The organism is Caulobacter sp. LARHSG274, assembly GCF_052871235.1.
The window spans coordinates 1-13,501 of sequence record NZ_JBIXJO010000010.1 but is presented as its reverse complement, the minus strand read 5'-3'; the positions used below and the strand labels follow the sequence as shown (position 1 = coordinate 13,501).

General features: G+C 68.6%; 11 protein-coding genes. 4 read left to right on the top strand and 7 right to left on the bottom strand.

Going from position 1 to position 13,501, the window contains the following annotated elements; translation table 11 throughout:
- Positions 1 to 7: 7 nt before the first annotated feature.
- The 3 genes from ACIPQB_RS16385 to leuC are packed head-to-tail and all read right to left on the bottom strand — an operon-like array spanning position 8 to position 2,367.
- Entirely contained in the window at positions 8 to 310 is a 303-nt protein-coding gene (locus tag ACIPQB_RS16385) for a putative quinol monooxygenase (protein ID WP_446486319.1), read from the bottom strand.
- A 6-nt stretch (positions 311 to 316) separates the two neighbouring features.
- A complete protein-coding gene (leuD, locus tag ACIPQB_RS16380) occupies positions 317 to 925 on the bottom strand; it encodes a 3-isopropylmalate dehydratase small subunit (RefSeq protein WP_446486318.1) in 609 nt (202 codons plus the stop codon).
- Entirely contained in the window at positions 925 to 2,367 is a 1,443-nt protein-coding gene (leuC, locus tag ACIPQB_RS16375; protein WP_446486317.1) for a 3-isopropylmalate dehydratase large subunit, read from the bottom strand. The genes leuD and leuC overlap by 1 nt, the downstream gene beginning before the upstream one ends.
- Positions 2,368 to 2,490: 123 nt before the next feature.
- Here leuC and ACIPQB_RS16370 point away from each other — a divergent pair, with 123 nt between their 5' ends.
- Positions 2,491 to 4,047: an MFS transporter gene (locus ACIPQB_RS16370; RefSeq protein WP_446486316.1), complete on the top strand. Its 1,557-nt coding sequence runs from the start codon at positions 2,491 to 2,493 to the stop codon at positions 4,045 to 4,047.
- Between the two features lie 288 nt (positions 4,048 to 4,335).
- Here the strand turns inward: ACIPQB_RS16370 and rplS are convergent, their stop codons facing one another.
- From rplS to ACIPQB_RS16355, 3 genes are read right to left on the bottom strand one after another with little or no spacing between them, the layout of a single operon-like run.
- Positions 4,336 to 4,731 carry a 50S ribosomal protein L19 gene (rplS, locus tag ACIPQB_RS16365; RefSeq protein ID WP_446486315.1) on the bottom strand — a complete coding sequence of 132 codons (396 nt, stop codon included), beginning with the start codon at positions 4,729 to 4,731 and terminating at the stop codon, positions 4,336 to 4,338.
- A 4-nt stretch (positions 4,732 to 4,735) separates the two neighbouring features.
- The gene (gene trmD, locus ACIPQB_RS16360) at positions 4,736 to 5,473 is read right to left on the bottom strand and encodes a tRNA (guanosine(37)-N1)-methyltransferase TrmD (protein ID WP_446486314.1); all 738 of its coding nucleotides are present in this window, start codon (positions 5,471 to 5,473) and stop codon (positions 4,736 to 4,738) included.
- Between the two features lie 55 nt (positions 5,474 to 5,528).
- Positions 5,529 to 5,723 (bottom strand): hypothetical protein, encoded by a 195-nt coding sequence (locus tag ACIPQB_RS16355; protein WP_446486313.1) that lies wholly within the window; start codon positions 5,721 to 5,723, stop codon positions 5,529 to 5,531.
- Between the two features lie 281 nt (positions 5,724 to 6,004).
- Between ACIPQB_RS16355 and ACIPQB_RS16350 the strand changes: the two genes are divergently transcribed.
- Entirely contained in the window at positions 6,005 to 6,808 is an 804-nt protein-coding gene (locus ACIPQB_RS16350; RefSeq protein ID WP_446486312.1) for an isocitrate lyase/PEP mutase family protein, read from the top strand.
- On the opposite strand, the gene ACIPQB_RS16345 is transcribed toward ACIPQB_RS16350, so the two are convergent.
- On the bottom strand, positions 6,805 to 8,133 hold the full coding sequence (locus ACIPQB_RS16345) for a TonB family protein (protein ID WP_446486311.1): 1,329 nt from the start codon (positions 8,131 to 8,133) through the stop codon (positions 6,805 to 6,807). The genes ACIPQB_RS16350 and ACIPQB_RS16345 overlap by 4 nt on opposite strands.
- Positions 8,134 to 8,276: 143 nt before the next feature.
- On the opposite strand from ACIPQB_RS16345, the gene polA reads away from it, so the two are divergent.
- Complete coding sequence (gene polA / locus ACIPQB_RS16340) at positions 8,277 to 11,180, top strand: DNA polymerase I (RefSeq protein WP_446486310.1); 2,904 nt, start codon at positions 8,277 to 8,279, stop codon at positions 11,178 to 11,180.
- A 299-nt stretch (positions 11,181 to 11,479) separates the two neighbouring features.
- Positions 11,480 to 13,378 (top strand): methyl-accepting chemotaxis protein, encoded by a 1,899-nt coding sequence (locus ACIPQB_RS16335; protein ID WP_446486309.1) that lies wholly within the window; start codon positions 11,480 to 11,482, stop codon positions 13,376 to 13,378.
- The last annotated feature ends 123 nt before the right edge of the window (positions 13,379 to 13,501 follow it).

Below are 13,501 nucleotides of genomic sequence, written 5' to 3'. Positions count from 1 at the left end.
GGCTCTCTTAGATTTCGCGATAGGCGGAGACGTCGAAGGACGACATGCGGCGGTCGTGGACGCCCAGTTCGGGGAAGCAGGCGCGCCAGGCGGCCATGTGCGGGCTGGCGCGATGGAAGGCCAGGGCTTCCTCGTCGACGAAGTGCTCGAACACCCGGATCAGGCCCGGATCGAGCGGATCTTCGCTGAGCGCGTAGTCCAGGCAGCCCGGCTCGGCCCGGCTGCCCTCGACCTGAGCGCGCAGGTGCGGCCGCAGCTCGGCCAGACGCTCGGGCGGAACGCGGATCGTGCCGGCGAGGATGACGGTCATCGGCCGCTAGGCTTCCAGCCAGGGGCGGTCCAGCGCCCGCTTGCTCTCATAGAGGTCGATGTCGGCGCTGTGCATCAGGGTCTCGCCGATGAAGTCCAGGCCCTTGAGCATCTTGTCCTTGCGCACCGGATCGATGTCGAAATGGAAGGCTCGGCCCGAGGGCGAGATCACCGTCTGCTCGGCCAGGTCGATGCTGACCATGTGGTTGCCGCCCTTGGCCTCGTCCATCAGGACGGCGACCTCCTCGGGCTTCAGCACCACCGGCAGCAAGCCGTTGTTGAAGCAGTTGTTGTTGAAGATGTCGGCGAAGCTGGTCGAGATCACGCACAGGATCCCGAAATCCATCAGCGCCCAGGGCGCATGCTCGCGCGAGCTTCCGCAGCCGAAATTGTCGCCGGCGATCAGCACGCTGGAGCCCTTGTACTCCGGCCGGTTGAGCACGAAATCGGCGATCTCGTTCCCGTCGCCGTCGAAGCGGAAATCGTAGAACAGGCCCTTGGCCAGGCCCTCGCGCTCGACGGTCTTGAGGAACTGCTTGGGGATGATCTGGTCGGTGTCGATATTGGCCAGCGACAGCGGCGCGGCGCGGCCGTCGAGACGGGTGAAGGCTTGCATCAGGCGGTCTCCTCCAACCACGTGCGCACGTCGACCAGGTGGCCGGCGATCGCCGCCGCCGCCGCCATGGCCGGCGAGACCAGGTGGGTGCGGCCGGCGCGGCCCTGGCGGCCCTCGAAGTTGCGGTTGCTGGTCGAGGCGCAGCGCTCCTGCGGCTGCAGCTTGTCGGGGTTCATGGCCAGGCACATCGAGCAGCCCGGCTCGCGCCAATCGAAGCCGGCGGCCTTGAAGATCGCGTCCAAGCCCTCTTCCTCGGCCTGTTCCTTGACCAGGCCCGAGCCCGGCACGACCATGGCCTTGACGTGGGGCGCGACCAGACGGCCATGCAGGAAGGCCTCCTGCACCACGGCGGCGGCGGCGCGCATGTCCTCGATCCGGCTGTTGGTGCACGACCCGATGAAGACGCGATCGATGCGGGCCTCGCTGATCGGCTGGCCGGCGGTCAGGCCCATATAGTCCAGCGCCCGGTGGGCGGCGGCGCGCTTGTCGGGGGTGGCGAAGCTCTCCGGGTCCGGGACGTTGCCGGTCACCGGGATGACGTCCTCGGGGCTGGTGCCCCAGGTGACCATCGGGACCAGGGCCGAGCCGTCGATCACCACGGTGCGATCGAAATGGGCGTCGGCGTCGCTGACGAAGCTCTTCCAGTAGGACAGCGCCATGTCCCAGGCCGCGCCCTTCGGGGCCGAGGGCTTTCCCTGGATATAGGCGAAGGTCTTGTCGTCGGGGGCGACCAGGCCGGCCTTGGCGCCGCCCTCGATGGTCAGGTTGCACAGGGTCATGCGGCCTTCCATCGACAGGTCGCGGACCACCGGGCCGGCGAACTCGATGACATAGCCGGTGCCGCCGGCCGTGCCGATCTCGCCAATCACCGCCAGGGCCACGTCCTTGGCGGTGACGCCGGGGCCCAGCTGGCCGTCGACGCGGACCAGCATGTTGCGGGCCTTCTCCTGGCGCAGGGTCTGGGTGGCCAGGACGTGCTCGACCTCGGAGGTGCCGATGCCGTGGGCCAGGGCCCCGAAGGCGCCGTGGGTCGAGGTGTGGCTGTCGCCGCAGACGATGGTCATGCCCGGCTGGGTGCGGCCCTGCTCGGGCCCGACCACATGGACGATGCCGTTGCGGATGTCGCCCATCGGGAAGAACTCGATGCCGTTGTCCTGGACGTTGCGGGCCAGGGTCTTCAGCTGCAGGCGCGCCTCGTCGTCGGCCACGGCGTCGACGCCCAGGGCCTGGCCTTCGGTGGGGATGTTGTGGTCGGCCACGGCCAGGGTGCGGTCGGGCCGGCGCACCTTGCGGCCGGCCGCGCGAAGACCGGCGAAGGCCTGGGGCGTGGTCACCTCATGAATCAGGTGCAGGTCGATATAGAGGATCGCTTCGCCGTCCTGTTCGTTGACGACGTGAGCGTCCCAGATCTTGTCGTAGAGGGTCTTTGGTGCGCGGGTCATGATACCCGGCATCTAGGCCTTGAGGCGGGGCGCGTAAAGCGAGGAAACGCCAGAAAATACGCCGGCCGGTGGCCAGGAGGATCAATCTTGCCCGCGGATGGGCATGCAAAGGCTTTGTAGCGCATGTTTCTTGCCCCAACGCCGAGCCTGAGCGACGAAGACCGCGAGCGCGGCCTGCGACATCTGGTCCGCGAGGCCGGCTATTCGAACGCGGTCACGGCGGTGACCAGCGGCGTCATCCTGACCGCCTTCGCCCTGCAGCTGGGGGCGTCCAACACCACCATCGGCCTGTTGGCGGCCATAACCTTCTGGGTGCAGCTGCTGCAGCTGCCCGGCGTGCTGCTGGTCGAGGGGCTGCGGACCCGCAAGCGGATCTCGGTGCTGGCCAGCCTGATCAGTCGTTGCGCCCTGGTCGGCATGGCCCTGCTGGCCCTGACCAGCGGCGGTCAGCTGTCCCTGACGGGGCTTGTCGTGGCGCAGGTGTTCTATTGCGGGGTCGCGACCTTCGGCGGCTGCGCCTGGAACGCGTGGGTGCGCGACCTCGCCCCCGAGCAGCGGATGGGCCAGATCTTCGCCAAGCGGACCATCAACGCCACGCTGGTTGGCCTGGCCGCCAGCCTGGCCGCCGCCTTCGCCCTCGACCGCGCGCCGGAGGGCTCGTTCCTGCGGCCGTTCGTGTTCTCCGGCCTCTACATGACCGCGTTTCTGGCGGGCTTGCTGAGCTGCCGGGAGCTGGCCCTGACGCCGGAGCCGCAGATGCCGGCCCCGACCGAGCGGGTCAAGCTGCTGCCGCTGCTGCGTGCGCCGCTGGGCGATCCGAACTTCCGGCGGCTGATCGCCTTCCTGACCAGCTGGCAGTTCGCGGTGAACCTGGCGACGCCGTTCTTCACGGTGTTCTTCGTCAAGCAGCTGGGCCTCAGCGTCACCTTCGTGGTGGTGCTCAGCGTGGTCAGCCAGGCGACCAACGTGCTGGCCCTGCGCTCCTGGGGCCTGCTGTCCGACCGCTTCGCCAACAAGTCGGTGCTGGCGGTGGCCGCGCCGCTGTTCATCGCCTGCATCGCGGCCATGGTCGGCGCCTCGCAGATCCACGACCGGGTCTGGGTCATGGCCTATCTGATCGGCCTGCACGCGCTGATGGGCCTGGCCACCGCGGGCGTGACCCTGTCGTCGGGCAATATCGCCCTGAAGCTGTCGCCGCGCGGTTCGGCCACCGCCTATATCGCCGCCAACGCCCTGATCAGCTCGGCCGCCGCAGGCCTGGCGCCGGTGCTGGGCGGGATGTTCGCCGACTTCTTCGCCGCCCGCCGCCTGGAGATCCTGCTGCGCTGGACCAGCCCCGGCGACGTCCTGACCCTGATGCCGCTGCGGATTTCCAGTTGGGATTTCTATTTCTTGATCGCCGCCGTCCTGGGACTCTACGCCCTGCACCGCCTGGCCATGGTCAAGGAGGAGGGCGAGATCGACAGCCGCTTGATGGTCGGCGAGGTGCTGGCCCAGGCGCGGCGCGACGTGCGCAACATGTCGCCGATCGCCGGGCTGAAGATGCTGAGCGACGTGCCGACGGCGCTGCTGCGCGAGGCGCGGGTGGGCCGACGCCTGCAGCGCATGCGCGATCATCGCGACCGACGGCTGTCGCCGTCGCCGCGACGGCCGTCCACACCGACGGTGTCGGCGCGTTGAGGGGCGATTTTCCGCTCCGAAACGCAAAGAGGGCGCGCTCTTGGCGCGCCCTCATATCGCTTTGCCTTCGGGGGCCATGACGCCTTTTCCGAAGAGGGCCACCCCCTTGCAAGGGAGCGGTCAATAAGCCCGACGCTGAGCGGCGGGGGTGAGCTAACCAAGCACGAGGAACGGCGTTCTGTCAACATCTCCGTGCGATCGCACTCAAGCTTGACCGCAGAAGTTGATCAAGAAAAAGGCCCCGGCGTCTCCGCCGGGGCCTCGTTCGATAACGCCAGGGCGCGGCGCCTATTCGGCGACGTCGGCTTTGTCCTTGCGGATGTTGGAGCGCTCGGCGATCCGGGCCGACTTACCGCGACGGTCGCGCAGATAGTACAGCTTGGCGCGACGGACGACGCCGCGGCGCTTGACTTCGATGCTTTCGATGCTCGGCGACAGCAGCGGGAACAGACGTTCCACGCCTTCGCCGAACGAGATCTTGCGGACGGTGAAGCTCTCGTGCACGCCGCCGCCCGAACGGGCGATGCAGACGCCCTCATAGGCCTGGACGCGCTCGCGCTCGCCTTCCTTGATGCGGACGTTGACGCGCAGGGTGTCGCCCGGCTCGAACTCGGGGATGGCGCGGGCGGCCAGCAGACGCTGGGCTTCTTCGCGCTCGAGTTCCTTGATGATGTTGATCGCCATAACTCTAGTCTCCTTTGGGCTTACCCGCTTTCGGGCCGCCTTTTGCCTGTTGATTGGCGAGATGCGCTTCCCAGAGGTCTGGACGCCGCTCGCGGGTGGTCTCTTCACGCATGCTCTTCCGCCACTGGGCCACCTTCTTGTGGTCGCCCGACAGCAGCACCTCGGGGATATCGAGCCCTTCGAACGTCCGCGGCCTAGTGTACTGCGGATGCTCAAGGAGCCCGTCCTCGAAGCTTTCTTCCTGCGTGCTCTCGAAATTGCCCAGAACCCCTGGAGCCAATCGAACGCACGCCTCGATCACGACCATCGCCGCCGCTTCGCCACCGGCAAGAACAGCGTCTCCGACCGAGACCTCCTCGAACCCGCGGGCGTCGAGCACCCGCTGGTCCACCCCCTCGAAACGGCCGCACAGGACGATGACGCCCGGCGCTTTCGACCATTCCTTGACGCGCGCCTGGGTCAGGGGCCGACCCCGGGCGCTCATGTACAAAAGCGGCCGCCCACCGACCTCCACGCTGTCCAGCGCGGCGGCGATGACGTCCGCTTTGAGTACCGCTCCCACGCCGCCGCCCGCTGGGGTGTCGTCGAGGAAGCCGCGCTTATCCTTGGAAAACCCCCGAATGTCCAGTGTTTCCAAACGCCACAGGTCCTGTTCCTTCCACGCGGTTCCGATCAGCGAGACGCCGAGCGGGCCCGGGAAGGCCTCGGGGAACATGGTCAGGACGGTGGCGGTGAACGGCATGGGCGCTCTGTAGCGCCCTCCGCCCTCAAAAACGAGAGGGCGGCGACCTGAGACGTCAGGCCAGGATGGTCTTGGGCAGCGGTTTTCCGGCCTCGGCCGGCATCAGCGGCGGCGTCAGCTTCACCGGTTTGGCGCTCGGCCCGATCGGGGGCGCGACGTGGTGCATGGGAGCCATCGCCAGCACGGCGGCGGTGGTCAGGGTGGCGGCGACAAAGGCCGTACCGGCGCGGATCTTCTTCCATGAAGCCATGGCAAACGCACATCCTGCTGTTTCTGGTTGCCTGAACCAAAGCCCGGGAGGAGGGGAGGTTCCCGTGGGCGGCGATGGTGGACGCCTGTTGCCTCTAGGGGAGGCGATTGACCTCGCCAAGGCGACAATACGACGCGTTCGCCGCAATTGAACGAACGCCGATTTCATGGGCGACCGGCGCCGGAACCTGTCAGCAGGCGAGGCATCAGGTCCGATTTCCGCGAGACGACCCGCCCCGGCTCGCGCCATAGTCGCGGCCCTTCTTCCCGAGAGTTCGCCGCATGAGCCAGAGCCAAGCCGACCGTTTTCACGCCCTGCACAAGGGTTCCCAGGTGCTGGTGCTGCCCAACGCCTGGGACGCGGCCAGCGCCGCCCTGATGGCCGACGCCGGCGCGGCGGCGGTCGCCACCTCCAGCGCCGCGGTCGCCTGGGCGAGGGGCTATGCCGACGGCGACGCCCTGCCGGTGGCGGCCCTGATCGACGTCGTCGCCGGGATCAGCCGGTCGATATCCGTCCCGCTGAGCGCCGACATCGAGGGCGGCTACACCGACGACTTCTCCGAACTGGCCGAGACGGTCAAGGCCGTGATCGGGGCCGGCGCGGTCGGGATCAACCTGGAGGACGGCCGCCGCGATCCCGATCTGCACGCCCGCAAGGTGGCCGCCGCCCGGGCCGCCGCCGACCAGGCGGGCGTCAACCTGTTCATCAACGCCCGCACCGACGTCTATCTGGCCGGCCTGGCGGAGGGCGAGGCGGCCCTGGACGAGACGCTGCGCCGGGCTGCGCTGTACGCCCAGGCCGGGGCCAGCGGGATCTTCGTGCCGCTGCCGATCGACGAGACACTGCTGTCGACCCTGGCCGCCGGAATCCCCCTGCCGCTCAACGCCATGGGCCGGCCGGGCATGCCGTCGGCCAAGCGCCTGGGCGAACTGGGCGTGCGCCGCCTGAGCTCGGCCACCGGCCCGTTCAACGCGGCCTATGGTGCGATGCTGGCGGGAACCCGGACCTTCCTCGAAAGCGGCGACACCACGGGTTACGCGGCGTTCGGCAAGGATCTGCCCAACCTGAACGCCCGGTTCGGCTAGGGGGTCGCCGGAGCGCCCGCGGAAGCGGCCTCAGGCGGCTCGCCCTGCCAGTTGAAACGGATTGGCAGGTTGATCTGCTGACCGTCGACCGGGTCGCCCTCCTTGGTCCAGGGATTCATCGCCATGGCTTTGGCGGCCTCCATGGCCGCTGCGCCGAAATCGAAGGCGGCCGGCTCCTCGCGCTTGACCTGGCAGTCGGTCAGTTCGCCCCGCCCGTCCACCGTGCAGCCAATGACGCCCAGGCCGGTGAGCTTGCCCGCCGCCAGCGCGGACTTTGGATAGATCTCGGCCATGCCCTCGGCGGTCAGGGTGCGGGTCCAGCGCGGGCTTGTCAGCTTGCGGCCGTCCGGGTCGGCCGGGTCGCGAAAGCGGAAGGGCACATCGACGCTGTAGTTCTTCAATTGCTTGGCCTGGTCAGGCGTAAAGCGCACCTTGAAATAGGGAACAAGCGACCGGGCCGCCTTGCCGAAGCCGCGTCCGGCGGGAATCTCCGAAATCGTCTGGCAGGCCTTCAGCCCGCCGTCGGAGGCCAGTTCGCAGCGCAACGCCGCCTGGCCGGATTTGGCGTCCTTGGCCCCCGCGGGCCAGGCCGCGCGCACCTGGGCGGCGGTGGGGGCGCTCACCCACGGCGGGTCGAGCACCAGGCTCGATGAGCCGACGGTCTCGACCGCCTCGCCGCGAAAGCCGCGCCAGTCGACGGGAATGGTGACCTGGCCGCCCGGCTGCGGCTTGCCGCCGCGGATCTTCGGAGTCATGCGGAACTGGGGCGACAATTGCAGGGCGGCGGCCCCAAAGCCAAGGCCCTCGGGATCTTCGGCCTCGACCTTGCAGCCCTGCAGATAGCCCTCAATGGTCACTTGGCAGGCCAGCACGGCGCGACCGTCCACGCCCTTCTTGGCCGCCGCCGTGGGAAAGGCGGCCGCCAAGGCTTCCGCCGTAGGCTTCTTCGCCCAGTCGGGATTGGAGTCGCCTGGCGCCAGAAAGGTGAAATCTCTTTTGAACGGCCGTCCGACGATGGAGGAGCCCGCGCCGTCCTTGGTCTTGACGCGGTCCTTGGCGGTGAGAAGCAGGGCGGCCTCGCCAAAGCCGTAGCCGCCGGGGGTCTCCTCGGCGATCTTGCAACCGGTCAAGCGTCCCTGCAGATCGGCGACGCATTCCAGCGACACTTCGCCCGTGATCTTCTTCTCAAAGGCGGTCTTCGGAAAAGCCGCGGCGATATCCTTGGCCTTGGGCCATTCGGTGAAGATCGGATGGAAGTCGGTCGTTTCGGCGGCGGCGGTTCCGGCCAGCACCGCCAGAATGAAGGCGGCGGTTATGCGCAGCATGGTTTTCCTTGTCAGGCCTGTTTGTAGGAGCTTTGTCTTCGCAGCTTGCGGTGGAGCTTAAGCATCGATGCATCCAAGCGCCACCACGAAGGCGCGCGTCTGAGGTGTTTCCGCCGCGCCCGCGACCGCCTATCTTGCCGGCCATGACCGACACGCTCGCGCCCGATTCCGCCGCTCCCCCCGCAGCAGACCGCCCCCTGACCCAGGACGGGCCGGCCGTGCGGCTGTTCCTGGTCGACGGCTCGGCCTACATCTTCCGCGCCTACCACGCCCTGCCGCCCCTGACCCGCAAGAGCGACGGCCTGCCGGTCGGCGCGGTGCAGGGCTTCTGCAACATGCTGTGGAAGCTGCTGCGCGACATGCAGGGCGACGCCCCCACCCACCTGGCGGTGATCTTCGACCATTCGGAGAAGACCTTCCGCAACCAGCTCTACGACCAGTACAAGGCCCATCGGCCGCCGCCGCCCGAAGACCTGATCCCGCAGTTCGCCCTGGTGCGCGAAGCCACGCGGGCGTTCGGCGTGCCGTGCATCGAGCTGGCCGGCTACGAGGCCGACGACCTGATCGCCGCCTATAGCTGCGCGGCCCGCGACGTCGGCGGCGAGGCGGTGATCGTCTCGTCGGACAAGGACCTGATGCAGCTGGTCGGCGACGGCGTGTCGATGTTCGACCCGATGAAGGGCGTGCGCATCGATCGCGAGCAGGTGTTCGAGAAGTTCGGCGTCTATCCCGAACGGGTCGTCGACGTGCAGTCGCTGTGCGGCGACAGCGTCGACAATGTGCCCGGCGCCCCTGGCATCGGCATCAAGACCGCCGCCCAGCTGATCAACGAGTTCGGCGACCTCGACACCCTGCTGGCCCGAGCCGGCGAGATCAAGCAGCCCAAGCGCCGCGAGACCCTGATCGAATATGCCGACCAGATCCGCCTGTCGCGGTCGCTGGTCAAGCTGGACTGCGACACCCCGCTGCCCGAGCCGATCGACGACCTGACCGTGCGCGAGCCGGACAAGATGGTGCTGGCCGACTTCCTGGAGCTGATGGAGTTCCGCTCCCTGGCCCGCCGGGTCGGCGACGGCAACGCCTCGGCCGCGCCGCGCACGCTTGATCGCCCGCCGAGCGCCCCGACCGCGCCGGTGCTGGGCGTGTCCTACATGGGCGCGGCGGCCCGGGCGGCGGCCAATCCGGTCGCCGAGCCGGTCAGCATAGACCACGCCGCCTATGCCTGCGTGCGCGACCTGGAGACCCTGAACGCCTGGATCGCCAAGGCCGCGGCCAAGGGGATCGTCGCCTTCGACACCGAGACCGACGCCCTGTCTTCCGCCACCGCCGGTCTGTGCGGCATATCGTTGGCCGTCGCGCCGGGCGAAGCCTGCTACATTCCGGTCGGCCATTGCGAGAAGGACGGCCTAGCCCTGGAGGCCGCCGCCGACCTGGTGCAGATCCCCACCGAGGACGTCATCGCCGCCCTCAAGCCACTGCTGGAGGACCCGGCGGTGCTGAAGGTGGCCCAGAACGCCAAGTACGACATCGCCGTCCTGGCCCGGTATGGGATCGAGGTCGGTCCGATCGACGACACCATGCTGATCAGCTACGTGCTGGAGGCGGGGCTGCACGGCCACGGCATGGACGAGCTGTCCGAGCTGTGGCTGGGCCACAAGCCGATTCCGTTCAAGCAGGTCGCGGGCTCCGGCAAGGGCCAGATCAGCTTCAAGCATGTGGGCCTGACCGAGGCCACGGCCTATGCCGCCGAGGACGCCGACGTCACCCTGCGGCTCTACGAGGTCCTCAAGCCGCGCCTGGCCCGCGAGGGCCTGCTGACCGTCTACGAGACCTTGGAGCGACCGCTGCCGCCGGTGCTGGCGGCGATGGAGAACGACGGGATCCGCGTCGATCCCGAGACCCTGCGACGGCTCTCCAACGAGTTCTCGATGCGCATGGCCCAGTTCGAGGCCCGGGCCCAGGAACTGGTCGGCCGGCCCTTCAACCTCGGCAGTCCCAAGCAGATCGGCGACGTGCTGTTCGGCGAAATGCAGCTGAAGGGCGGCAAGAAGACCGCCACCGGCCAGTGGTCGACCGACAGCGACGTGCTGGAAGCCCTGGCCCTGGAGCACGAGCTGCCGCGCGTGCTGCTCGACTGGCGCCAGCTCTCCAAGCTCAAGGGCACCTATACCGAGAACCTGATCGCGGCGATCGCGCCGGGCACCGGCCGGGTGCACACCTCCTACGCTCTGGCGGCCACCACCACCGGGCGTCTGTCGTCGTCCGACCCCAACCTGCAGAACATCCCGATCCGCACCGAGGAAGGCCGCAAGATCCGCAAGGCCTTCATCGCCGAGCCGGGCAAGGTTCTGATCAGCGCCGACTACAGCCAGATCGAACTGCGCCTGCTGGCCCATATCGGCGACATCCCGCAGCTGAAGAAGGCCTTCCAGGAGGGTCTGGACATCCACGCCATGACGGCCTCGGAGATGTTCAACGTGCCGATCGAGGGCATGCCCAGCGAGGTGCGCCGCCGGGCCAAGGCGATCAATTTCGGCATCGTCTACGGCATCTCGGCCTTCGGCCTGGCCAACCAGCTGTCGATCCCGCAGGGCGAGGCCGGGGCCTACATCAAGACCTATTTCGAGCGCTTCCCCGGCATCCAGGCCTATATGGAGGCGACCAAGGCCTTCGTGCGCGAGCACGGCTATGTCACCACCATCTTCGGCCGCAAGATCAACATTCCCGACATCGGCGGCAAGTCGGTGGCCCATCGGCAGTTCGCCGAGCGGGCGGCGATCAACGCCCCGATCCAGGGGGCGGCGGCCGACGTCATGCGCCGGGCGATGGTCCGCATGTCGGGGGCGCTGAAGGCCGCGGGGCTGTCGAGCAGGATGCTGCTGCAGGTGCACGACGAACTGGTGTTCGAGGCGCCCGAGGCCGAAGCCGAGGCGACCTGCGTTGTCGCCCGCCAGGTGATGGAGCACGCCGCCGAGCCGGCCGTGGCGATTTCGGTGCCGCTGACCGTGGAGGCCCGGGCGGCCGGCAACTGGGACGAGGCGCACTAGGGCCGCGAGGACGCGAAAAATAACGCCGTCAGGCGAAAATATTTTTCAGGGTCTTTCGCGCACCGCCTGAGGTGGAGCGCGCCATCGGTCGGGCCGCAAACCGATCTGCCGTACAATCTTCGGTGGCTCCTGACGGCCGTCCTGGCGGCGCCCGGCGCGCGCGGTGCGACCTTCCGTCGCGCAACGGTTAATGTCGTGGAAACCGCCATCTCGCCAGAGCTTAGGGCGCGACCCACGCCGCTGGCCCACCTTCGTGAAGCCTGAGCTTGGCTAGGTCGCGCCCTGTAATGGAGAGCGGCGTGAACTTTGGCGACCTGAGAATTCCGCACAAGCTTCTGGCCGTCTTCGCCGTCATGCTGGCCGCGATCGCGGTGATGGGGGTGGCGACCCACATCAACAAATCGGCCTACGAGGCCTCGGTGCAGCGCACCGAGCGCGCCCACCAGGCCCTGCGCGCCGCCGACACCGCCGCCTTCCGCCTGACCCGCCAGGAGAACTCGCTGCGCGGCTTCCTGCTGTCTGGCGACAACTACTACGTCAAGCGCCTGGAAGAGGCCCACAAGCCTAAGTTCCTCGCCGCCCTCGACACCCTGCGCGAGCTGGCCGCCGGCGATGACGCCGCCCTGGCCCGCATCGCCGCCGTCGACGCGGCCTACGCCAACTATCGCAAGCTGGCCATCGAGCCAGGCGAGAGCCTGGGCCGCGATCCGGCCACCCGCCCGCAAGCTGTCGAGCTGGTCAAGCACGACGGCGTGGCCGACACCGCCGTCTCGCCGGTCGAGGACGCCATCGAAGCCATCGTCAAGGACGCCGAGGGCGTGCTGGCGCTTGAGACGACCGCCCAGCACAAGGCCTCGGTGACCTCCACCATCGTGCAGTGGGTCGGCATCCTGGCGACGGCGGCCATCGCCCTGGCCGGCGGCCTGATGCTGAGCGGCGGCATCGCCGGTCCGGTGGCGGCGATGACCGCGGCCATGCGCCGTCTCGCGGCGGGCGACCATTCGGTCGACATTCCGGCCGCGGGCCGCAAGGACGAGATCGGCCTGATGGCCGCCGCCGTCGCCACCTTCAAGGACGCCGCCGTGGCCAAGGCCCGGCTGGAAAATGAAGCGGCCGAGCAAAGGTCGATGACCGAGCACGAGCGCCTCCAGCGCGAGCGCGAAAAGGCTATCGAGGCCGAGCAGGACGCCGTCGCCGTCAGCGCCCTGGGCCAGGCCCTCGACCGCCTGGCCGGCGGCGACCTGACCCACCGCATCGAGGCGACCTTCGCGCCCCGCACCCAGCAGCTGAAGACCGACTTCAACGCCGCCGCCGACCGGCTGCAGGCGGCGATGAAGAGCATTAACGGCGCCACCAGCGGCATCCGCGCCGGCTCCGACGAGATCGCCGACGCTTCCGACAACCTGGCGCGCCGCACAGAGCAGCAGGCCGCCAGCCTGGAAGAGACCGCCGCCGCCCTCGACCAGATCACCGCCACCGTGCGCAAGACCGCCGCCGGCGCCAAGGAGGCCTCCTCGGTGGTCGCCGCCGCCCGCACTGACGCCGAGAAGTCCGGCCGGGTGGTCGGCCAGGCGGTCAGCGCCATGACCGAGATCGAGACCTCGGCCCAACAGGTCAGCCAGATCATCGGCGTCATCGACGAGATCGCCTTCCAGACCAACCTGCTGGCCCTGAACGCCGGCGTCGAGGCCGCCCGAGCCGGCGACGCCGGTCGCGGCTTTGCTGTTGTGGCGCAGGAAGTCCGGGCCTTGGCCCAACGGTCAGCCGAAGCGGCCAAGGAGATCAAGGCCCTGATCTCGACCTCGACCCAGCAGGTCGCCTCGGGCGTCGATCTGGTCGGCCAGACCGGCCAGGCCCTGCGTCGCATCGTCGAGCAGGTCGCCTCGATCGACGGCCTGGTCACCGAGATCGCCGCCTCGGCCATCGAGCAGTCCACCGGTCTGCACGAGGTCAACAACGCCGTGAACCAGATGGACCAGGTCGTTCAGCAGAACGCCGCCATGGTCGAGGAAGCCACCGCTGCCAGTCATTCGCTGAAGACCGAGGCCAACCAGTTGGCCGCCCTGGTCGATCGTTTCCGGGTCGGCGAGACGGCGACGGCCGCTCGCGCCGCCCCCAGTCGCCGCCCGGTTACGGCCGTGCGTTCGACCCGTGGCGGTGCCGCCGTGGCGGTCGCCACCGAGTGGGAAGAGTTCTAGTGTCCTGACTCAGAAGTTCGCGGACTCGGTATCGACTCAGTCGTGACAGACTCTCTTGGTTTTAGGGAGGCTGCGGGATGGTGGGTCGGGAGTTGCCGGCGGTGGAGTTGGAAGAGGCGGAGC